This window comes from Pseudoxanthomonas sacheonensis, from assembly GCF_010093305.1.
Lineage (GTDB): Bacteria > Pseudomonadota > Gammaproteobacteria > Xanthomonadales > Xanthomonadaceae > Pseudoxanthomonas_A > Pseudoxanthomonas_A sacheonensis.
In genome coordinates this window covers 137,013-160,183 of sequence record NZ_PDWS01000009.1, presented here as the reverse complement: position 1 = coordinate 160,183, position 23,171 = coordinate 137,013, and the positions used below count along the sequence as shown (strand labels likewise).

General features: G+C 65.2%; 10 protein-coding genes. 7 read left to right on the top strand and 3 right to left on the bottom strand.

Annotated elements, in window-relative coordinates:
- Positions 1–8: 8 nt before the first annotated feature.
- Genes CSC73_RS09925 through CSC73_RS09915 form a run of 3 tightly spaced genes read left to right on the top strand, consistent with a single transcriptional unit; the run spans position 9 to position 14,223 of the window.
- A complete protein-coding gene (locus tag CSC73_RS09925) occupies positions 9–7,178 on the top strand; it encodes an isopeptide-forming domain-containing fimbrial protein (RefSeq protein ID WP_211840857.1) in 7,170 nt (2,389 codons plus the stop codon).
- 11 nt (positions 7,179–7,189) lie between these two features.
- The gene (locus tag CSC73_RS09920; RefSeq protein ID WP_211840856.1) at positions 7,190–10,873 is read left to right on the top strand and encodes a hypothetical protein; all 3,684 of its coding nucleotides are present in this window, start codon (positions 7,190–7,192) and stop codon (positions 10,871–10,873) included.
- 32 nt (positions 10,874–10,905) lie between these two features.
- Entirely contained in the window at positions 10,906–14,223 is a 3,318-nt protein-coding gene (locus tag CSC73_RS09915) for a DUF6923 family protein (protein ID WP_163840268.1), read from the top strand.
- Positions 14,224–14,288: 65 nt separating this feature from the next.
- Here CSC73_RS09915 and CSC73_RS09910 read toward each other — a convergent pair whose 3' ends face one another.
- The 3 genes from CSC73_RS09910 to CSC73_RS09900 all read right to left on the bottom strand — a co-directional run bounded on the left by CSC73_RS09910 (position 14,289) and on the right by CSC73_RS09900 (position 16,548).
- Positions 14,289–14,624: a hypothetical protein gene (locus CSC73_RS09910; protein ID WP_163840267.1), complete on the bottom strand. Its 336-nt coding sequence runs from the start codon at positions 14,622–14,624 to the stop codon at positions 14,289–14,291.
- A 203-nt stretch (positions 14,625–14,827) separates the two neighbouring features.
- The gene (locus CSC73_RS18365; protein WP_170299064.1) at positions 14,828–15,307 is read right to left on the bottom strand and encodes a hypothetical protein; all 480 of its coding nucleotides are present in this window, start codon (positions 15,305–15,307) and stop codon (positions 14,828–14,830) included.
- Between the two features lie 212 nt (positions 15,308–15,519).
- The gene (locus CSC73_RS09900) at positions 15,520–16,548 is read right to left on the bottom strand and encodes a LysR family transcriptional regulator (RefSeq protein ID WP_163840266.1); all 1,029 of its coding nucleotides are present in this window, start codon (positions 16,546–16,548) and stop codon (positions 15,520–15,522) included.
- Positions 16,549–16,902: 354 nt separating this feature from the next.
- Between CSC73_RS09900 and CSC73_RS09895 the strand changes: the two genes are divergently transcribed.
- The 4 genes from CSC73_RS09895 (at position 16,903) to CSC73_RS09880 (ending at position 23,100) form a co-directional block, all read left to right on the top strand.
- Positions 16,903–17,676, top strand: coding sequence for an SDR family oxidoreductase (locus tag CSC73_RS09895; RefSeq protein ID WP_163840265.1), 774 nt, complete (start codon positions 16,903–16,905; stop codon positions 17,674–17,676).
- Positions 17,673–18,875: an efflux RND transporter periplasmic adaptor subunit gene (locus tag CSC73_RS09890; protein WP_163840264.1), complete on the top strand. Its 1,203-nt coding sequence runs from the start codon at positions 17,673–17,675 to the stop codon at positions 18,873–18,875. The genes CSC73_RS09895 and CSC73_RS09890 overlap by 4 nt, the downstream gene beginning before the upstream one ends.
- Positions 18,876–19,066: 191 nt before the next feature.
- A complete protein-coding gene (locus CSC73_RS09885; protein ID WP_163840263.1) occupies positions 19,067–22,243 on the top strand; it encodes an efflux RND transporter permease subunit in 3,177 nt (1,058 codons plus the stop codon).
- 122 nt (positions 22,244–22,365) lie between these two features.
- Positions 22,366–23,100, top strand: a complete 735-nt coding sequence (locus CSC73_RS09880; RefSeq protein WP_163840262.1) for an SDR family oxidoreductase — start codon at positions 22,366–22,368, stop codon at positions 23,098–23,100.
- Positions 23,101–23,171: the final 71 nt, after the last annotated feature.

Genomic DNA, 23,171 nt, shown 5'->3' with positions numbered 1-23,171 from the left:
CGGGCCAAGTGATTACCTGCACCCTGGCCGCTGGCAGCGCCATCGGCAGCTACACCTTCGTCTACACGGCGACGGTGGCTGCCACGGCGACCACCTCCGTCAGCAACAGTGTGGTCCCCAGCACCGGCACCTGCTCGGCGTGCACGACCACCAATCCGGTCAATCCGACCCTGACGGTCGACAAATCCGTGAACCCCGGCAGCGGCACCGCAGTGTCGGTCGGCGATACGTTGACCTACACACTCGCAATTTCCGTGGCCAATGCCGTCACGACAGCCGCAGAAGTATTGACCGACACGCTCGGTGCCGGTTTGACGGTCGGCACCCTGCCGGCGGGCTGCACCTCTTCGGGTCAAGTGATCACCTGCACCTTGCCTGCCGGCAGCGCCATCGGCACGCATACCTTTGCCTACACCGCGACCGTGGACACTGCGGCGACCACGTCGGTCAGCAACAGTGTGGTCCCCAGCACCGGCACGTGCACCACGTGCACCACCACCAACCCGGTCAACCCGACGGTGACAGTCAGCAAGTCCGTGAATCCGGGCAGTGGTACCGCGGTGTCGGTCGGTAGTGCATTGACCTATACGCTGACGGTGAACGTGGCCAACGCGGCGACCGCCGCGGCCGAAGTGCTGACCGATACGCTCGGCGCCGGCCTCACCGTCGGCACCTTGCCGGCAGGTTGCACCTCTTCGGGCCAAGTCATCACTTGCACCCTGGCGGCCGGCAGCGCCATCGGCAGCTACACGTTCGTCTATACGGCGACGGTGGACGCCACGGCGACCACCTCGGTCAGCAACAGTGTGGTCCCCAGTACCGGCAGCTGCACCACGTGCACCACCACCAACCCGGTCAACCCGACGGTGACGGTCAGCAAGACCGTGAACCCAGGCAGCGGCACCGCGGTATCGCCCGGCGACACGCTGAGCTACACGCTGACGGTGAACGTCGCCAATGCCGCGACCACCGCGGCCGAAGTGCTGACCGATACGCTCGGCGCCGGCCTGACGGTCGGCACCCTGCCGGCAGGGTGCACTTCTTCGGGTCAAGTGATCACTTGCACCCTGGCGGCCGGCAGCGCCATCGGCACCTACACCTTCGTCTACACGGCGACGGTGGACGCCACGGCGACCACAACGGTCAGCAACAGCGTAGTGCCCAGCACCGGCACTTGCGTGGCCTGTACGACCGTCAATCCGGTCGATCCGACCCTGACGGTCGACAAGTCCGTGAATCCGGGCAGCGGCACCGCGGTGTCGGTCGGTAGTACGCTGACCTACACGCTGACAGTGAACGTGGCCAACGCCGCGACGACCGCGGCCGAAGTACTGACCGACACGCTCGGCGCCGGCCTGACCATCGGCACACTACCTGCAGGTTGCACGTCGGCGGGGCAGGTGATCACTTGCACCTTGCCTGCCGGCAGCGCGATCGGCAGCTACACCTTCGTCTACACGGCAACGGTGGCCGCCACGGCGACCACTTCGGTCAGCAACAGCGTAGTGCCCAGCACCGCTACCTGCCTGACTTGCACCACCACCAACCCGGTCAACCCGACGGTGACGGTCAACAAGTCCGTGAACCCCGGCAGCGGCACGGCGGTGTCGGTCGGCGACACGCTGACTTACACACTGACGGTGAACGTGGCCAATGCGGCGACCACCGCCGCCGAAGTGCTGACCGATACGCTGGGCGCGGGCCTGACCCTCGGCACCTTGCCGGCAGGGTGCACGCCTTCGGGCCAGATCGTCACTTGTACGCTGGCTGCCGGCAGCCCTGTCGGTGCGTATACCTTCGTCTACACGGCGACGGTGGCCGCCACGGCGACCACTTCGGTCAGCAACAGCGTGGTGCCCAGCACCGGTAGTTGCACCGTGTGCACGACCAGCAATCCGGTCGATCCGACGGTGACGGTCAGCAAGTCCGTCAATCCAGCCAGCGGCACGGCGGTAGCGGTAGGCGATACGTTGACCTATACGCTGACGGTCAACGTCGCCAATGCGGCGACCACCGCGGCCGAAGTGCTGACCGATACGCTCGGCGCCGGCCTCACCGTCGGCACCTTGCCGGCAGGTTGCACTTCTTCCGGCCAAGTCGTCACTTGCACCCTGGCGGCCGGCAGCGCCATCGGCAGCTACACCTTCGTCTATACCGCGACGGTGGCTGCCACGGCGACCACGTCGGTCAGCAACAGTGTGGTCCCCAGTACCGGCAGCTGCACCACGTGCACCACCACCAACCCGGTCACGCCCCGAATTACGGTGAACAAGTCCGTCAACCCGGGCAGCGGCACGGCCGTGTCGGTGGGCGATACGCTGACCTACACGTTGATGGTGGATGTCGCCAACGCTGCCACGACCGTTGCGGAAGTGCTGACCGATACGCTGGGTACAGGGTTGACGGTCGGCACCTTGCCGGCTGGCTGCACAGCTTCGGGTCAAGTCATCACTTGCACCCTGGCGGCCGGCAGCGCCATCGGTAGCTACACCTTCGTCTACACGGCGACAGTGAACGCCACGGCGACCACAACGGTCAGCAACAGCGTAGTGCCCAGCACCGGCACTTGCACCACGTGCACGACCACCAATCCACTCGAGCCGACAATAACCGTGGGCAAGAGTGTGAACCCGGCCAGCGGCATGGCCGTGGCGGTTGGCGACACGCTGACCTACACGCTGACGGTGAACGTCGCCAATGCCGCGACCACGGCGGCCGAAGTGCTGACCGATACGCTCGGCGCCGGCCTGGCCGTCGGCACGTTGCCGGCGGGCTGCACGTCTTCGGGCCAAGTGATTACCTGCACCCTGGCCGCTGGCAGCGCCATCGGCAGCTACACCTTCGTCTACACGGCGACGGTGGCTGCCACGGCGACCACCTCCGTTAGCAACAGTGTGGTCCCCAGCACCGGCACTTGCTCGACCTGCACCACCACCAATCCGGTCAACCCGACGGTGACGGTCAACAAGTCCGTGAACCCGGGCAGCGGTACTGCCGTGTCGGTGGGCGACACGTTGACCTACACGCTGACGGTCAACGTCGCCAACGCCGCGACGACGGTAGCGGAAGTACTGACCGACACGTTGGGTACAGGGTTGACGGTTGGCACCTTGCCCGCGGGCTGCACAGCTTCGGGTCAAGTCATCACTTGCACCCTGGCGGCCGGCAGCGCCATCGGCAGCTACACCTTCGTCTACACGGTGACGGTGAACGCCACGGCGACCACGTCGGTCAGCAACAGCGTGGTGCCCAGCACCGGTAGTTGCACCGCGTGCACGACCAGCAATCCGGTCGATCCGACGGTGACGGTCAGCAAGTCCGTCAATCCGGCCAGCGGCACGGCGGTAGCGGTAGGCGATACGTTGACCTATACGCTGACGGTCAACGTCGCCAATGCCACGACCAATGCGGCCGAAGTGCTGACCGATACGCTGGGTGCCGGCCTGACCGTCGGCACCTTGCCGGCCGGCTGCACGTCTTCGGGACAGGTCGTCACTTGCACGCTGGCAGCGGGCGCGGCCATCGGCACGCATACCTTTACCTACACCGCCACCGTCGACGCCGCAGCGACTACGTCGGTCAGCAACAGCGTGGTGCCCAGCACCGGTAGCTGCCTGACCTGTACCACCACCAACCCGGTCACGCCGCGAATTACGGTGAACAAGTCCGTCAATCCCGGCAGCGGCACCGCGGTGTCGGTGGGCGACACGCTGACCTACACGCTGACGGTAGAGGTGACCAATGCAGCCACGACCGCACAGGAAGTGTTGACCGACACGCTCGGCACTGGTCTGACGGTCGGCACCTTGCCCACGGGGTGCACCTCTTCCGGCCAGGTCGTCACTTGCACCCTGGCGGCCGGCAGTCCCATCGGCGCGTATACGTTCGTCTATGCCGCGACCGTGAATGCTGCGGCGACCACGTCGGTCAGCAACAGCGTGGTACCCGGTACCGGCACTTGCGGAACCTGCACCACCACCAATCCGGTCGATCCGACGATCACGGTCAATAAATCCGTCGATCCGGCCAGCGGCACGGCCGTGGCGGTCGGCGACACGCTGACCTACACGCTGACCATCGATGTCGCCAATGCGGTCACGACCGTCCAGGAAGTGCTGACCGATACGCTCGGCGCGGGTCTGACGGTCGGCACCCTGCCGGCGGGGTGCACCTCTTCGGGTCAAGTGATTGCCTGCAGCTTGCCTGCCGGCAGCGCCATCGGCACGCATACCTTTATCTATACCGCCACCGTCGACGCCGCAGCGACCACCTCGGTCAGCAACAGCGTGGTGCCCAGCACCGGCACTTGCGGAACCTGCACCACCACCAATCCGCTCACGCCGACGTTGACGGTGAGCAAGTCCGTCGATCCGGCCAGCGGCACGGCCGTGGCGGTAGGCGACACATTGACCTACACATTGACGGTAAACGTGGCCAACGCGGTCAGCGGCGCGCCGGAAGTGTTGACCGATACGCTCGGCGCCGGCCTGACCGTCGGCACGCTGCCGGCCGGCTGCACGGCGGCCGGACAGGTGATCACCTGCACCCTTGCTGCGGGTGCGGCCATCGGCACCCACACCTTCGTCTACACGGCAACGGTCGGTGCGGACGCCACTACTTCCGTCAGCAACACCGTGACGACCAGCACCGGCAACTGCGCCAGCTGCACCACCACCAATCCCATCGTGCCGCGCGTGACGGTGAACAAGACCGCCGATCCGGCCAATGGCGAGACGGTGGAAGTGGGCGACATCGTCACCTATACGATAACGGTGAACGTAGCCAATTCCACGACCGTCGCGGCGGTGTCGCTGGCCGACACCGTGAGCGCCGGACAGACGCTGCTGCCCACCACGTTCCAGGTTCCGGCAGGCGGCGCATGCAATGCCGTCGCCAGCGGCCTGGAATGCACCCTGGCAACGGGCACGGCGCCCGGCAGCTATGCCTTCACCTACCAGGTGCAGGTGGATGCAGGCGCGACCGGCAGCATCGGCAATACGGTCGTCGCCAGCGGCGGCGGCGGCGAAGAGCCCGATTGCCAGAGCTGCAGCACCGAGCATCGCGTCGCCGAACCCATCGTCGCGGTGACCAAGTCGGCCGATCCCGGCGGTGGCGCGACCTTGCATGTGGGCGACACGATCCAATACACGCTGACTGTGGACGTGTCGCAGGCTGCGACCACCTCGGACCTTGTTCTCGACGACACGCCGAGCGCCGGCCTGACATTGGGCGCATTGCCGGCAGGTTGTACGCCCAACGGCGCCGGTCTGCGCTGCGTGCTGGCGAGCGGTTCCGCACCAGGCACTTATACCTTCACCTATCCTGCGACGATCAATGCCGACACCGGCGCCACGGTGAGCAACGTCGTGCTGGCCACCGGTGGCGGCAGCCAGCAGAATCCGCCGTCCTGCTCCACCTGCAGCATCGAGCACGAAGTCGCCGACGCCTCGCAATTGCGCGTGATCAAGACCAGCAGCGTGCGCGAAGCCCGGATCGGCGATCTGGTGCGCTACACGGTGACGGTCGAGAACGTGGGCGCGACCAATGTCGTCGACGCCGATGTGGTCGATACGCCGCCAGCCGGGTTCACCTACGTCGACGGTTCGCTGACGGTGGTGGACGGCGACAATGCCGCGACGGCCAGCGGCTACAACCCGATCCGGTTCGAAGGCCTGGACATCGGCGCGGGCGAATCGGCGACTCTGGTCTATCTGATGCGGATCGGCGCCGGCGTGCGGCCGGGCGTGCTGATCAACCAGGCGCAGGCTTATTCCAATGGCGGCACGCCGATTTCGAACGTCGCCACTGCGGAACTGACGCTGGCGGCCGATCCGCTGATCGACGACAGCCTGATTCTGGGTACGGTGTTCGACGACCGCGACGGCGACGGCTGGCAGGACAACGCTGCGCTCTCCGGCGTGCGCATCCAGGGCGGCTTCGACGCTACGGCTTACGTGCCCGGCTCGACCACGATCGATCGCGCCGATGGACCGCAGCCGGTCGCCGATGCCAGCGCGCCGCTGCTGCATGGCATCGCGTTGGGCGATATCGGTGCGCGCCAGTCGCCGGCCGATCCGGCGCAGCGCCGGCAGATCGTGTTGCGCCAGCGCCTGACCCGGCCCGATTTCAACAGCGATTTCGTGCTCAGCACCCAGCAAGGCGTGACCCTGCGCATGGACGCCGCCGGTGCGACCACGCTAGCGACCGAAGGCGAAGCGGCGAAAGGGCTGAACGCCGCCGTGCCGGAAGTCGAGCGCCGCATCGGGCAAGGCGAGGGCGGCTACGTGGTGGACTACCTCATCCGCAATGCCGGTATCGACGAACGCGGCATACCGGGCGTGCGCATCGCCTCGGTCGACGGCCTGTTGGTGGAGACCGACCAGTTCGGCCGCTATCACCTGGCCGGCATACCGGGCGGCGCCTGGGAACGCGGGCGCAATTTCATCCTCAAGGTCGATCCTTCGACGTTGCCGCCGGGCACGCAGATCACCACCGACAATCCGCTGGTCCGCCGCATCACCCCGGGCCTGCCGGTACGGTTCGATTTCGGCGCCAAGTTGCCGGTAGCGCTGATCCAGGGTGGCGAACGCAAGATCGAACTGGAACTGGGCGAAGTGATCTTCGCCGCCGGCAGCGCGCAGCTGCGCGAGCGCTATCTGCCGACTATCGACCAGATCGCCGCCAAGCTCGCCGAATACCGTGGCGGCGAAGTGGTGATCAGCGCCGACGGCGAGAGCGAAGGGTTGGCTTTCGATCGGGCGACCGCGGTAAGGACCGCGCTGTTGGCGAAACTGCCGTCGGAGACGGCGAACGCGCTGAGCGTAAGCGTGCGCACCAAGGTCAACGATCCGACGAGCCTGGTCGCAGGCGTGGGCCAGGGCGGGCCGCGGCTGGGCACGGTGTTGTTCGACACCGACCGCGAAACGATCCGCCCTGAGTTCGCCCCCTTGCTCGACCGCATCGCCGCCTATCTGGAACAGGCGCGCGGCGGCACGGTGTCGGTCGTCGGCCATGCGGACGTGCGCGGCGCCGACGCCTACAACCTGGCATTGGGGATGCGGCGGGCGAAAGCGGTGTACGAGGCGATCGCTCAGCGATTGAGCCCGGAGCTGCGCAGTCGGGTGCGCGTGGAAATGGAATCCAGCAACGGCCCGGCCCCTGCCGGCAGCGGCAAGTGAGGGGGCGGGCCATGACCATCAAAATGAAACTACTCGATTACACCTTGATCGGCCTGCTTGCGAGCATGCCGCCACTGGCGCTTGCGCAGGAAACGCAGGCTTCGGCGGACTGCGCCGGCGACGAGTGCAGTTCCGAAGAGGGCTTGCTGTTCCGGCTGCGCACGCTGGGCGAACGCAATCCGGTGGTGCCGGCCGATGCCGCATCGCCGGCGGCGTTGCAGCCGGACCGCCGGGTCGATATCGACACGGCCGCGCCGGGCAGGGCGACCGTAGCGGGCCAGTTCAACCTGCAGCTCGACAATGGCGGCGTGATCTGGGCTACCGAAGATCCGGCGCTGAGCCTGCCGGAACTGTCTATCTCCGCGCCGGGCTTCGTGGCCTTCGACGGCCAGGCCATCGTCAAGCCCGTGCAGTTCTATGTGCGCAGCAACTACTCCTCCTTCATCGAACGGTACGAGTTGAAGGTCTACCGCGCCGTCGATACCGACCTGGTGGAACCACTGGCCACGGTGCCGGTGGACGTGGCGGCCGTGTCCAACGCGGACTGGGACGGCGTGCTGTTGTCCAAATACCGTTTCCGTGCCGGCGACGAGCTGGTCTACGTGCTGCGCGCCTACGACAGGGAAGGGCACTTCGACGAAACCCAGCCACGCGCCCTGCAACTGGTGACGCCGGAAGAGGCCGAGCGCGGCGGGCGGCAAGTGCGCGAGAGCGTCGAGAAGACCCTCGGCACCGCGCTGACCACCGACCAGGCGCAAACCCAGGAACTGATCGACGATGCTTTTTCCGCCAATGGTTTGCGCCAGCAGAACATCCCGATCTACGGTTCCCGCATCCGCATCCAAGGCCGCAATCTGCCGGCGGGCTATTCGCTGCTGATCAACGGCGACAGCTATCCGGTCGATCTGGAACGCAAGTTCGTCGCCGAATACCTGATGCCGGTGGGCCGCCACGATTTCGAGATCGCCCTCAACGGCGGCAGCGACGGCCTGGGCGGCAAGCCAGCGAACGATCCGCAGGGCATCCGCCACACCTTGAGCGTCGATGTCACCGGCCGCTATTTCTTCGGCGTGGGCCTGGCCGACGTGACGGTATGGCAGAACAAGATCAGCGGATCGGTGGATGCGTTCGCGACCGACAGCCGCTACGCCGACGATGTGATCAGCGACGGTCGCCTGGCGTTCTACGGCAAGGCCAAGGTCAAGGGCAAATATCTGATCACGGCGCAGGCCGACACCACCGAACGCGATCTGGAGCACCTGTTCGACGGTTTCGGCCAGGCCGATCCGCAGGACATCTTCCGCCGCCTGGATCCGGATCTTTATTACCCGGTTTACGGCGACGACTCCACCACCTATCGCGACGTCGACACCATGGGCCGCTTCTACCTGCGCGCCGACTGGGACAAGAACCAGGCGCTGTGGGGCAATTTCAGCACCGGCTTCACCGGCACCGAATACGGCCAGTACGTACGCTCGTTGTACGGCGCCGCGCTCAATTGGCGCTCGCGCGGCAGCAACGCCTGGGGCGATCCGGGCACCGAGCTGCGCGCGTTCGGCTCCGAAGCGCAGACCGCGCCCGGGCACAGCGAGTTCATCGGCACCGGCGGCAGCCTTTACTACCTCAAGCACACGGACTTGCTGCCCGGCTCGGATGTGGTGGTGCTGGAGATCCGCGACGCCGCCACCGGCCGCATCGAGAACAGAGTGACGCTGCAGCGCGGCGCCGATTACGAAATCGACGAATTGCAGGGCCGCGTGCTGTTGACGCGGCCGCTGGCGATGCTCACCCGCGAGAATCTGCGCAGCATCTCGCGCGACACGCCGCTGGACGGGTACGAACAGCGTCTGATCGCGGACTACGAATGGGTGCCGTCGGACTTCGACGCCGACCAGGTCAGCGCCGGCGTTCGCGGCAAGCATTGGTTCGGCGACCATCTCGGCATAGGCGCCACCTACATCGACGAGAACCGCGCTGGCGAGGACTACACTCTCGCCGCGGGCGACATCACCTTGCAGGCCGGCCGCGGCACGTACCTGAAAGCCGAGTACAGCCAGACCGAATCGTTCAGCGCGCCGGTGTTCTTCTCCGACAACGGCGGCTTCACTTTCACCCGGCTCAATCCGGTCGGGCCGCGCGAAGGCGAGGCGAAAGCGATCGAGGCGCGCATCAACTTCCGCGAACTCGGCTGGACGGAACAGGACTGGTCCGCCGGCGCCTGGTGGCGCAGAGTCGGTGCGGGCTATTCGGTCAGCCGTTTCGACAACGGCATGGACGTGGAAGAGCAGGGCGTGGAAGTGCTGGGCCAATTCAACGCCAGCCTGGGCCTGTACGCGCGCTACAGCCGGGCCGAACGCGGCGGCGAATCGCTGGACCAGACGCAGATCACCGGGGAATGGCGCGCCACCGACTTCGCCACCCTTACGGCGGAGTTGCGCAGGATCGAAGAAAAGCGGCTGGCGGGCGATGCTTCGGGCACGCTGGCGGCGTTGCGCTATAGCCACAAGATCGGTACGTCTTTGGACCTGTACGGCACCGCCCAGTTCACCGTGGACGACGACGGCGGCGCCTATGCCGACAACGATGCGTACACCTTGGGCGGCAAGTATCTGTTCGGCGACTTGTCCACGGTCGGCGCGGAGATCACTCATGGCGACCGCGGCGATGCCGCGCAGGTGAATGCCGAATACCGCCTCAATCCCGAGCATTCGGTCTACGGCAGCTACACCTATTCGACCGACAGCACCCAGTACGACTCTTTGTTCAACCCCGCTCGCCAGAACGGCTGGACCCTGGGCCAGCGCTGGCGGCTGTCCAACCAGGTCAATCTGTTCAACGAAAGCCAGTTCCTCAAGACCCGGCAGGAGTCCGGCCTGGCGCATACCTTCGGCATGGATTTCTATCCGTCGCAGGGTTGGAACCTGGGCTTCACGTTGTCAGACGGCGAATTGACCAACAGCGTCGGCGAGCAGGTCGATCGTCGCGCGATCAGCCTGAGCGGCGGCCGCACCTCGCCCGACACCGACTGGAACAGCAAGCTGGAGTGGCGCCGGGATACCGGTTTCGAGCGTCGCCGGCAGTGGGTCAGCACCAACCGCCTGCTGCACAAGATCAACGAGAGCTGGCGCATCGCGGCGCGGTTCAATTATTCCGACACCGACGACGAGATCGATCCGACCGCCGGCGCCAAGTTCGTCGAAGGCAATTTCGGTTTTGCCTGGCGCCCCTGGAACAGCACGCGCTGGGGCGTGTTCGGCCGTTATACCTATCTTTACGATCTGGCCACGCTTGAGCAGGTCAACGGCGCCAGCTACGACCAGAAGTCGCAGATACTGTCGTTGGAAGGCGTGTACAAGCTGGACCGGCACTGGGAATTCGCCGCCAAGCTGGCGCGGCGCGAAGGCGAGGCGCGTTTCGGTCGCGGCACCGGCGACTGGTTCGATTCGGGCACCACTTTCGCCTCGGGCCAGATCCGCTACGAACTACGCACCCAATGGCACGCGCTGGCCGAATACCGGTGGCTGGACGTCGAGGACGGCGGTACGCGCAGCGGCTACCTGGTCGGCCTGGACCGCGATATCAACAAGAACTTCCGCGTGGGCGTGGGCTACAACTTCACCGACTTCAGCGACGACCTCACCGACTTCGATTACGACCATAAAGGGTGGTTCCTGAATATCGTGGGTTCGTACTGATGCGCGTTTGGGACAAGGAAATGATCAGCGATATGAAAACGAAACTGGTAGCTGCAGCCTCGTGCGCCATAGTTCTCGCCATGGCGCTATGGAGCGGCAGCGCGCATGCGCAGATCGCGTTCCGCGAGACCTTCGGAGCGGTCAATGGCACCTTGCCGACTGCGCAGAGCACCGCCGACGGCAACTGGCTCAGCGCCGCCTGCTTGAACGGACAGATCGTCGCCACCGGAGGCGACTCCACCTCCGATGGCGCCGCATCGACGCGTTACCTGTATCACAACACCGCAGCCTGCGCCTACACCGCGGGCCAGGCGGTCTGGCGTACCGTTTCCGCTATTACCGTGGAGCCGAACAAGAACTACGTGTTCTCGTACTGGACCATGGTCACCAACCAGGTCAGCGACCCGGTGCTGAGTCAGGTGATCACTCCCAACGCCGGCACGATCGCCGTGGTCAGCACCGTCAACACGGCCTATCCGGGGACCAACAACACCTGGATCCGGCGCCAGGTGATATTCACCACCAGCGCCACCACCACCTCGGTCAATCTGCGCATCAACAATGCGAGCACGGCCGCCACCGGCAACGATTTCGGCATCGACGACGTGATGCTGGCGACCATGCCGACGGTGACGCTGACCAAGACCACCCAGAACGGTGCGGGTGGCGCGTTCGGCTTTACGCTCACCAACACGGTGCGCACCACGGCCACGGTCACGACCGCTGCGGCGGGAGTACCCACCGTGGTGGATGGCGACGCCAATGCGGCCGTCACCGATTTCACCGCTTCGGCCCTGGGCGTGGCGATCACCATCAACGAATCCACGCTGCCGGCTCTCTGGTCGTTCGGATCGGCCAGCTGCACCAACTCCGCTGGCGCCGCGGTCGGAACGCTGAGCGCCAGGCAGATCACCATTCCGGCCGCGGCCGTGGTGGCGGGCGAGGCCTTCGAGTGCGCCTACGTCAACACGACCCAGCCCAGCTTCGGTACCTGCACTTCCACCATGTATCTCGGAGTGGGCGGTCCGACCCAACTCCATCGCATCGATACCAGCACCAACCCGCTTACCTATCCGTCGATAGGTTCGCCTGATGCCACTGGCTACAACGCCATGGGCTACGACCCTGCCAGCAATTACATCTTCGCCACGCGCTGGGACGCCACCACCAGCACCTACCGTCTGCTGCGTATCGGCAGCAACGGCGTGGTAGAGGACACAGGCGCCATCGCAGGCGGCGGAATCAATGCCAGTGGAACGGGAATAGCTTCGGGCGAGGTAGGCGCGGACGGCTTCTATTACATCAAGGACAACGCCACCATCAACCAGCTGTGGCGGGTCGATCTCACCACCCGGACCTCCACCCTGATCACGCTCAATCAAGCCATCGCGTCGGCGGACCTGGCCTGGTACAACGGCCGGCTTTACGCCCAGGACAATGTGACCGGCCTGCTCAACGCCATCAATCCGACGACCGGAGCCGTGACCGCGATCGGGCCTTCGGGGTTCATAGGGACTACCGACGCTTTCGGTTCGATGATGGGGGCCAGCAATGGCGTTTTCGGCCGTCGCAATAGCGGCGGGTTCTACAAGTTCGACACGACGACCGGCCAGGCCACCTTGATCTCCGATGCGCCGGCGGGCGCCGGCGACGGCGCCAAGTGCGTCACCACGCCGGTGGAGTTCGCGGTCGATCTGGCGATCACCAAGACCGACGCCAGCAGCATCTATACGCCCGGCAACAACGTCACCTATACCATCGTGGTCAGCAACAACGGCCCGTTCGGCGTACAGAACGCGCAGGTGACCGATTCGTTGCCCACCGGCATCACCACCGCCAATTGGACTTGCGGCGGCGCTACCGGCGGCGCCACCTGCGGCGCGGCCAGCGGCACCGGCGCGATCAACACCACCGCCAACCTGCCGGCGAACAGCTCGGTCACCTACAGCCTGACGCTGTTCGCGCCCTCCACGTTCTCCGGCAACCTGGTCAATACCGCAACGGTTACGGCGCCGACCGGCTCGCCCGATACCAATACCGCCAACAATACGGCCAGCGATACCGATACGCAGTTCCCGCTGCCGCCGGGCAATGTCGCCACCATCAGCTGCATCAGCGGCGGCGCGATGTTCAACACCGCCTACGATGGAGCGGGGGGCAGGAAGACTTCGGGCGCTGACAACTACTGGCAGGTCGCGCTGACCACCACGCCGATCACCGGCGCGCCGCCGGTGGGCCTGACCTATGCCGCGGCGCAGGTCGTCGCCGCACCGCCGGCTTCCTACATCGTCTCGCCTTATGGCAACGCGAACTGGATCTCGAATGCGGCCGATGCGCTCCATCCCGGCCCGGGCAACTACGACATCTTCTACCGCTTCCAGTTCAACATCGCGCCCGGCGTGGATCCGACGATAATGGCGCTGGACATGCAGTTCTACGCCGACAATTCGGTGTTCGAGGTCTGGGTGAACGGCAATGCGCAAGGCGTGCATTCCAACTACGGCGCCGCCGACCCTTATTTCTACACTGGTTTTCAGGCCGGCGGTGAGGCTGCGGGAGTATTGAACGGACCTTGGCTGAGCGGGCTCAACGAAATCGTCGTGCACATCAAGTCCGGCCCCGGAGCGCAAGCGTTCCTGGCGCAGGTGCTGCCGCCGGCGGCGGTATGCGCGCCGGCCACGGTGGCGCTCAACAAGACCACGCAGTTCGTCGCCGGCGGCTCGTTCGGATTCGGCTTGACCAATACCAGTCAGGCTACCGGCACGGTCGCCACCGTGGCCGCGAACACGCCGGTGCAGGTGGATGGCGATACGGCGTCTGCGGGCACTACTGAGCCTTTCGCTGTCGCCGCCTTCGGCAGCGATGTGGTCATCACCGAATCGTCGTTGCCGGCTGGATGGAACCTCACCGGCGCCACCTGCACTTCCGGCGGCATCGCCATAGGCAGCCGCTCAGGCAGCGCCTACACCATCCCGGGCAGCCTGATCGACAGCAGCGCGGAGAACTTCGAGTGCACTTTCACCAATACGCCGACGGTCGATCTGCGCATCGAAAAATCCGCCGCGCCGGCCGCTGTGCAGAGCGGCGGCACGGTGACTTATACGCTCACGCTCAACAACGACGGACCGGGTCCCGGCGATGGCGCAGTGCTCAGGGATCCGGCGATTGCCGGTGTGGACTGCAGCACGGGCACGCTGGTTTGCGGCAGTGCCACCGGCGGCGCGGTCTGCCCGGCATCGCCGACGGTGTCGGATCTGCAAGGGTCGGGGGTGGCGATTCCCACCTTTCCGATGGGCAGTTCGATGCAGTTCACCCTGACTTGTACCGTGACCGCCACGGGCGCGCCCTGATTGTGGAGCCAGAGCCTCGCTGATCGTGCCGAGTCGGATCGCGATTGTGCGATCGAACCTTCCAGTCAAAGCTTGACTGCGGTTCGCGCGGAATCCGCGTCCTCCAACCGCGCCCATGTAGCGGAGACGATCATCTCCGCTTCAACCCAGTCGATGCGGTCGCAGGCCGCTACGCCATCCTTGTACCGGTGGCACAGCCGGGGTAGCAGCTCCTCGGTGGAATTCTTTTCGCGATTGGGCAGGAAGGTGTCGTAGCCGAACTTGAAAGTGGCGATGTAGCGTTCGAACTCCAACCCGGACTTGAAGAATGGGCTGTTCGGATAACTGCGGCGCCAGTGCAGCAGTTCCCGCACCATGTCCAGCGTCCCGACCGGCAGCGGTAGTACAACGCAGTTGTTCATGTGCATCAGCAAGCCTCCGTGGCATGTGCCACCAACGTCGCCCTTGGAGCGACGTGCCAGCTATACAGCACGCATCTGAATGCAGCGCTCGAAAGGCCTTGGGACATGCTCGAAGCGAGCAATGCGACCAATATGAGCCGGCCATCGTCCCGCGCCCGTTCAGGTTGGAGCGAAGGTTGCGTCCCGATCGATGCGGTCAGGCATCAATCTATCCGGTAAACCCGCGCCTTGGGCAGGTCTTCGTCCACCTGCAGGAACCAGCGCCCGGCGATGCCGGGGACGACGACGATCTCGGGTGACTCGAAAGGCTTGCGCAGCTTCATGTTGCCTTTGAGCACCTTCCAGGTCTGGCCGTTCTCCAGTTCGAACACCGTGCCGGGTTCCCAGCCGCTGACCGGACCTTTCACGCGGCTGCGGATGGGCTGGTCGTTGAGACCGATCAAGGACGAAGAGGAGGCGCGTTCGGTTTCCGCTTCGGTCTTGCTGGCTTCGACCGCCTTCACCACGTCCTCGCGCAGCAGTCCGTTCAGCAGTTTCAATTGCTCGGCTGAAAGCGTGTCCAGGCCGGTGGCCCGCAATTGTTCGGCAGTCAGGCGCTGCTCGATGTCCACATAAGGCTGCTTGGCCAGTACGGCGAAGGACGCCAGAAAAAGCGTCAAACCAAGAGCGAACTTTGCGGACATGCCGGTTTCTCCAATGGAGCGGCCGGACAGCGCCCGGCATTACGCCCAAGCAACAAGTTTGCGTCGGTTTTGTTTCAGTCCGGTGTCACGCAGGTCGGGGCTACGCCCCCAACGCGACGCCATGCTTCTGGTCGACTCTATCGCGTCGGCCCGTCGGCCCGTCGGCCCGTCGGCCACGTAGAGCCTGCCCCGCACTTGATGCGGGGGCCGACCTACGACGGAACTACTGCTTCCAGAATCCGTTGGCCGGCCGCGACGGTCTCCTCGGCCTCGGCGGCGTCTTCCTGGCCTTTCGCAAGCTCTGCCTGCGCCATCATCAGCGGGCAGTGCGCGCTCATGTAGTCGATGTCCAGGTTCAGGCGCTCCAGCAGGAAGTCGACGAACGCGCGCACCTTCGGCGACTGGGTGTGGCCGCGGGGGAACACGGCGTTGAGTTCGTACTCGCCGCCTATCCAGCCGGCCAGCACGCGCTGCACATGGCCCATCTCCACGAATGGCCTGACCATCACGTCGGCGGCGATCACCACGCCTTCGCCGCAGAGCAGCGCGCCCTTGAGCGCGGCCGGGTCGTTGGCGACCAGGATCGGGTTGACGGTGAAATCGCGATCGCTGACGCCGTCGTTCAAGGTCCATGCGTAGCTGTTGCCGTGGCGATGCTTGGGCATGGCCAGCGTGCGGTGGTGCTGCAGGTCGTCCGGGTGCAGGGGTTCGCCATGCTTGGCGATGTAGCTGGTGCTGGCGTACACCTGCGTGCGCAGGCTGCCCAGGCGGCGCGCGACCAGGTTGGAATCGGGCAGGTTGCCGATACGCAGGGCGACATCGATCTCGCCGCCGATAAGGTCCAGCGGTTCGTTGCTCAACACCATCTCAATGCGCACTTCCGGGTGCCGTGCGTGGAATTCCCCCAGCAGCGGCGCGATCTTGTCGATGCCGATGGAATAGGGCGCGGTGAAACGCAGCCAGCCACGCGGGCCGGCATGCAACTGGCTGACCGCGCTTTCGGCTTCGGTCAGTTCGCGCGCGATGCGCTGGCAATGCTCGTAGTAGACGTTGCCGGCCTCGGTCAGGCCCAGCTTGCGGGTGGTGCGATGCAGGAGCTGCGCGCCCAGGCGCGTTTCCAGTTCCTGCACTTTGCGGCTGACCGTGGTCTTGGGCAGGCGCAGCGAATTGGCCGCGGCGATGAAGCTGCCGTGCTCGACCACCTTGACGAAAATGAGGGTGTCGTTGAGATCGTGGCTCATGTGGAACTCCCGAGGGGGTGGACGGGGTATTGGACCGCTGACGGGATTATTATTCCCTTTAATTCAGACTAATCAAGTCCTGATTGCAGGTTTATCTTGTCGGCATTCCCACCAATAGCCAGCTGCCGCCATGCTGTTCTCCCGCTTCTTCCGCCCCGAGCCGGACCCCGAAATCAGCGAAGAGACAACGCTTTCCGAGCTGAGAGCGTTGACCGATCGCTTGTCCGGTACGGCTTTTCGCGAATTCACCTCCCCCCATCGCAGCCAGACCGGCGGCGGGGTGCGGCTCGGGCGAAAGGGTCGCGGGACTATCGCCAGTATTGGGATTATCCCAGTAGCGGGAGTAAAAGTCCCATGAGTGGGATATTGAACCCGGAAGTCCTGGTATTGGGCGCTGACGGTACAGTCGGTTTCGGCGTGGTCGGTGCGTTGCTGGAAGCCGGCAGCCCGGTGTTGGCGATGGGCCGCGATGGTCCGCGCATGCAGGCGCTGGCCGAACACTACGCCGACGAGCCCGCGCTGGAGCTGATGACCACCGGATGCATCACCAGCGACGAGGACGCGGCGAAATTGGCGGCGGACCTGCGCAAGCGCAAGCGTCCGCTACGTGCGGTGTTCGCCAGTATCGCCAGTCCGCTGGAAGGCGGCCGGTTGATCGACAAGCCCACCGACTTCCTGCGCCAGAAGTTGGAAATGGATCTGTTGCCGCACCTGACCGCCGCGCGCCACCTGGTGCCGCTGCTGGCCGAGAACGAGGTCGCTTCGCATTACATCCTGATAGGCGGCCCATATGCCGAACGAGGCTGGGCGGGCTATGGCCACGCTTCCATCACCGCCGCTGCGTTGCGCATGCTGACCAACGTGTTGCACGAAGAGTCGCAACCGTTGGGCGTGCGCGTGCAGATGCTGTCCGTCGACCATCCGGTATGCACGCCGGAAAACGCGCGCAATGCCTGCGCCGAATGGCCCAGCGCCATGGCCGTAGGCCGCCATGCGGTGTCGTTGCTGACCCGTACCGAGCGCGCGCAGCCGGTGGTGCGTTTCGACGCCGGCCGCGCACTGACGCCGCCGCGTCCTCTTTTCAGCAGTTTTCCTCTCCCCTTGTCCACCCACGAGACCAACCAATGAATGCCATTTCCTTTCTCGAAAATCGTGCCCTACGCACCACGGCGCTGGGCGTGGTGCTGGCGCTTACCGTCGCCGTCATCGCCGGCTGCAGCGGCCAGGCCGCCGAAACCGGCATGCCGCCGCCGCCCGAAGTGAGCGCCGCGCCGGTGCTGGTCAAGCAGGTCAGCCAGTGGGACGACTTCAGCGGCCGCGTGGAGGCGGTGGAGAATGTCGACCTGCGTCCGCGCGTGTCCGGCTACATCGAACGCGTGAATTACGAAGAAGGCCAGGAAGTCCGCAAGGGCGACGTGCTCTTCACCATCGATTCGCGCAGCTACCGCGCCGAACTCGCACGCGCCCAGGCCGATCTGGCCCGCGCCCGCAGCCAGGCCGAACTGGGCCGCAGCGAAGCGGCGCGCGCCAAGAAGCTTTCCGAGCTGCAGGCCATTTCCACCGAGTCCTACGAGCAGCGCCGCTCGGCCGCCGCCGAGGCGCAGGCCAATGTCGCCGCCGCCCAGGCCGCAGTGGACGCGGCGCGCTTGAATCTTGAGTTCACCCAGGTGCGTGCGCCGATCAGCGGCCGCGCCGGCCGTGCGCTGGTCACCGCCGGCAACCTGGTCAGCGCCGGCGACTCGGCCAGCGTGCTGACCACACTGGTGTCGCTGGACAAGATGCACGTGCACTTCGATACCGACGAGCGCACCTTCCTGCATTACGCCGAGTTGGCGCGCAAGGGCGAACGCCCGAGCGAAAACGGCGCAGGCGTGCCGGTGCAGGTCGGGCTGGTGGGCGAGGACGGTTTCCCGCACACCGGCGTGGTCGATTTCCTCGACAACCAGGTCGACCCGGCCACCGGCACCATCCGCGCGCGCGCCTTGCTGGACAACGCCGACCGCGTGTTCACGCCCGGCCTGTTCGCGCGGGTCCGTGTGCTGGGCAGCGGCGAGTTCAAGGCGATGCTGATCGACGACAAGGCGGTGTTGACCGACCAGGACCGCAAGTACGTGTACGTGGTCGACGGCAAGGGCCAGGCCCAGCGCAAGGACGTGCAACTGGGACGCACCGCGGACGGATTGCGCATCGTTGAAAGCGGACTGGCCGCCGGCGACAAGGTGATCGTCAGTGGCGTGCAGAAGGTGTTCTTCCCGGGCATGCCGGTGAAGGCGAAGACCGTGACGATGGGCGCACCAGAACCCGCGCCGAAAGTAGCGATGAAGTAGCCATGAAAGCCCCCTCCCTTGCGTAGCAGGGGAGGGTTGGGGAGGGGTGCTCTTCGCGCTACCTCCCCGAAAGGCAAAAGCTTGCCCCCATCCGCCCTTCGGGCACCTTCCCCCGCAAGCGGGAGAAGGGTTCGACTTCCTGCTTTACAGGAAGACGGGTTCTCTTTTTTCAGTTACCAGGAAATCCACCCATGGACTTCTCAAGATTCTTCATCGACCGGCCGATCTTCGCCGCGGTGTTGTCGATCGTGATCTTCGCCGCAGGCCTGATCTCGATCCCGATGCTGCCCATCGGCGAATACCCGGAAGTGGTGCCGCCCTCCGTGGTGGTGCGCACTGTCTATCCCGGCGCCAACCCCAAGGTGATCGCCGAAACCGTGGCCACGCCACTGGAAGAAGCCATCAACGGCGTCGAGGACATGATGTACGTCAAGTCCATCGCCGGTTCCGATGGCGTGCTGCAGCTGACCGTCACCTTCAAGCCCGGCGTCGACGCCGATGATGCGGCGGTGCGCGTGCAGAACCGGGTCAGCCAGGCGCTGGCGCGACTGCCCGAGGACGTACGCCGGCAGGGCGTGACCACGCAGAAGCAGTCGCCGGTGTTCCTGATGGTGGTGCATCTGGTGTCCACCGACGGCAAGTACGACTCGCTGTACTTGCGCAACTACATGCGTCTGCACGTGAAGGACGAACTGGCCAAGATCCCGGGCGTCGGCGATGCGCAGGCCTTCGGCGGCGGCGACTACGCCATGCGCCTGTGGCTGGATCCGGAGAAGGTCGCCTCACGCGGCCTGACCGCCAGCGATGTGCTGCGTGCGGTGCGCGAGCAGAACGTGCAGGTTTCGGCCGGCCAGCTCGGCGCCGAACCGATGGCCAACGGCAGCGATTTCCTGTTGCCGATCAACGCCAAGGGCCGCCTCAGCACCGTCGAGGAGTTCAACGGCATCGTGCTCAAAAGCGGTGCCGCCGGCGAAATCGTGAAGTTGTCCGACGTGGCCCGCGTCGAGCTGGCCGCAGGCGATTACACCCTGCGTGCGCGCCTGGACGGCATGAATGCCGCGGCCATCGGCATCTTCCAGGCCCCGGGCGCCAATGCGCTGGAGATCCGCGACTCGGTGATCGCCAAGATGGACGAGATCGCCAAGACCCTGCCGCCGGGCGTGGAATACAAGTCGATCTACGACACCACCATCTTCGTGCGCGATTCGATCAAGGCGGTGGTGACCACGCTGCTGGAAGCCACCTTGCTGGTGGTGCTGGTGGTGATCCTGTTCCTGCAGACCTGGCGCGCGTCGATCATTCCGTTGATCGCGGTACCGGTATCCATCGTCGGCACCTTCGCCGCGTTGTATCTGCTCGGCTTCTCTATCAACACGCTGACCTTGTTCGGCCTGGTGCTGGCCATCGGCATCGTGGTCGACGACGCCATCGTGGTGGTGGAGAACGTGGAACGGCACATCGAGCTGGGCGCTAGCCCGCTGGAGGCCGCGCACCTGGCGATGAAGGAAGTGTCCGGGCCGATCATCGCCATCGCACTCGTGCTGTGCGCGGTGTTCGTGCCGATGGCGTTCCTGACCGGCGTGACCGGCCAGTTCTACAAGCAGTTCGCGGTGACCATCGCCATCTCCACGGTGATCTCGGCGATCAACTCGCTGACCCTGTCGCCGGCGCTGGCGGCCAAGCTGCTGAAGCCGCACGACGCGGCCAAGGACGCGCCTTCGCGTTTGATCGAACGCCTGTTCGGTTGGGTGTTCCGCCCGTTCAACCGCTTCTTCAGCAAGAATTCGAAGCGCTACGAGGGTGCGGTGTCGCGCGCGCTCGGAAAGCGCGGCGCGGTGTTCGCCGTGTACGTGGTGTTGCTGATCGGCGCGGGCGTGATGTTCAAGGCAGTGCCGGCAGGCTTCATTCCGCTGCAGGACAAGCTGTACCTGATCGCGGGCGTGAAGATGCCGGAGGGCGCTTCCATCGAGCGCACCGATGCGGCGTTGAAGAAGATCGCATCGATCGCGAAGGGAATCGAGGGCGTGGAAAGCGAGGTCGCGTTCCCCGGCCTGAACCCGCTGCAGTTCACCAACACGCCCAATAACGGCGTGGTGTTCTTCACCCTGAAGCCGTTCGACCAGCGCAAGAACAGCGCAGCGGCGATCACCGCCGAGTTGAACCAGAAGATCTCCGGTATCCAGGAAGGCTTCGCGTTCGCGCTGATGCCGCCGCCCATCCAGGGTCTGGGCAACGGTTCGGGCTGGTCGCTGTTCGTCGAGGATCGTACCAATCTGGGTTACGGCGCGTTGCAGACCGCGGTGCAGTCGTTCCAGGGCGCAGCCTCGCAGACGCCCGGCCTGGGCTTCCCGATCAGCAGCTATCAGGCCAACGTGCCGCAGCTGGACGCGGAAGTGGACCGGGTGAAGGCCAAGGCCCAGGGTGTACCGCTGACCGAGTTGTTCGACACGCTGCAGACCTACCTGGGTTCGGCCTACGTCAACGACTTCAACATGTTCGGCCGCACCTGGCAGGTGATCGCGCAGGCCGACGGCCAGTTCCGCGACAATGTGGAAGACATCGCCAACCTGCGCACGCGCAACGCCAACGGCGAGATGGTGCCGATCGGTTCGATGGTGAACATCAAGCGGACCTACGGCCCGGACCCGGTGATCCGCTTCAACGGCTATCCGGCGGCCGACCTGCTGGGCGAGGCCGACCCGCGGGTGATGTCCTCGGGTGAGGCGATGGCCAAGGTGACCGAACTGGCCGGGCAGGTGCTGCCGCCGGGCATGGGCATCGACTGGAGCGACCTGAGCTACCAGCAGGCCACCCAGGGCAAAGCCGCGCTGGTGGTGTTCCCGTTGGCGGTGCTGCTCGCATTCCTGGTGTTGGCCGCGCTGTACGAAAGCTGGACCCTGCCGCTGGCGGTGATCCTGATCGTGCCTATGACGCTGCTGTCCGCGTTGGCCGGCGTATGGCTGACCGGCGGCGACAACAACGTGTTCGTGCAGGTGGGTCTGGTGGTGCTGATGGGCCTGGCGTGCAAGAACGCGATCCTGATCGTCGAATTCGCCCGCGAGCTGGAAATGCAGGGCAAGGACATCGTCGAGTCCGCACTGGAAGCGTGCCGCCTGCGTCTGCGTCCGATCGTGATGACCTCAGTGGCCTTCATCGCCGGCACGGTGCCGCTGGTGTTGTCGCATGGTGCCGGTGCGGAGGTGCGTTCGGTCACTGGCATCACCGTATTCGCGGGCATGTTGGGCGTGACCTTGTTCGGCTTGTTCCTGACCCCGGTGTTCTATGTCGCGCTGCGCAAGCTGTCGGGACGTCCGCTGGTCACGCACGGCGAATCCACGATCGCGTCATCGCACGCGGTGCAGGCTTGATCGCGAAAACGGAAAACGGATAGCGCCGGTTGGCGGCGCGACCAATCATATCGACCGCACGGGCGGCGCCAATCCGCCGCCCGGCATCAGCTACTCCTCCCCCCAGAATCGGAGCATCCCCCATGAGCAACACCTCCAAGACCGCACTGGTTACCGGCGCTACCCGCGGCATAGGTTTCGAAACCGTCCGTCAGCTCGCCCAGGCCGGCGTGCATACCCTGCTGGCCGGACGCGACCGTGCCAAGGCCGTCGAAGCGGCGCTGAAACTGCAGGCCGAAGGCCTGCCGGTGGAAGCGATCGTCCTCGACGTGACCGATACGGCCAGCATCGCCGCCGCCGCGGACGAAGTGGCGAAGAAATACGGCCACCTCGATATCCTGGTCAACAACGCCGGCATCCTGCGCGACGAGCAGGGCAAGAAGATCTCCGAACAGACCTTGCAGGCCTGGCGCGAAACCTTCGATACCAATGTGTTCGGCCTGATTGCCGTCACCCAGTCGTTCCTGCCGCTGCTGCACAAGTCGCCGGCCGGACGCATCGTCAACGTGTCCAGCCTGCTGGGTTCGATGACGCTGCACAGCGATCCTTCCTCGCCCATCTACGATTTCAAGATTCCGGCCTACAACGTCTCCAAGAGCGCGGTGAACGCCTGGACCGTGCAGCTGGCCTACGAACTGCGCGACAGCAAGGTCAAGGTCAACACCATCCATCCGGGCTACGTGAAGACGGACATGAATGCGGGCGAAGGCGAGATCGATGTTCCGGACGGCGCCAAGACCAGTGTCGCATTGGCGTTGATCGACGACGCCGGCCCCAACGGTTCCTACCGCTATCTCGACAACGCCCTTCCCTGGTGAAGAACGGACGGACCGTGCGAACGGTTCGCAGTACAAGCAGAAGAATGTGAAAACGTCCTGCGCGCAACGCG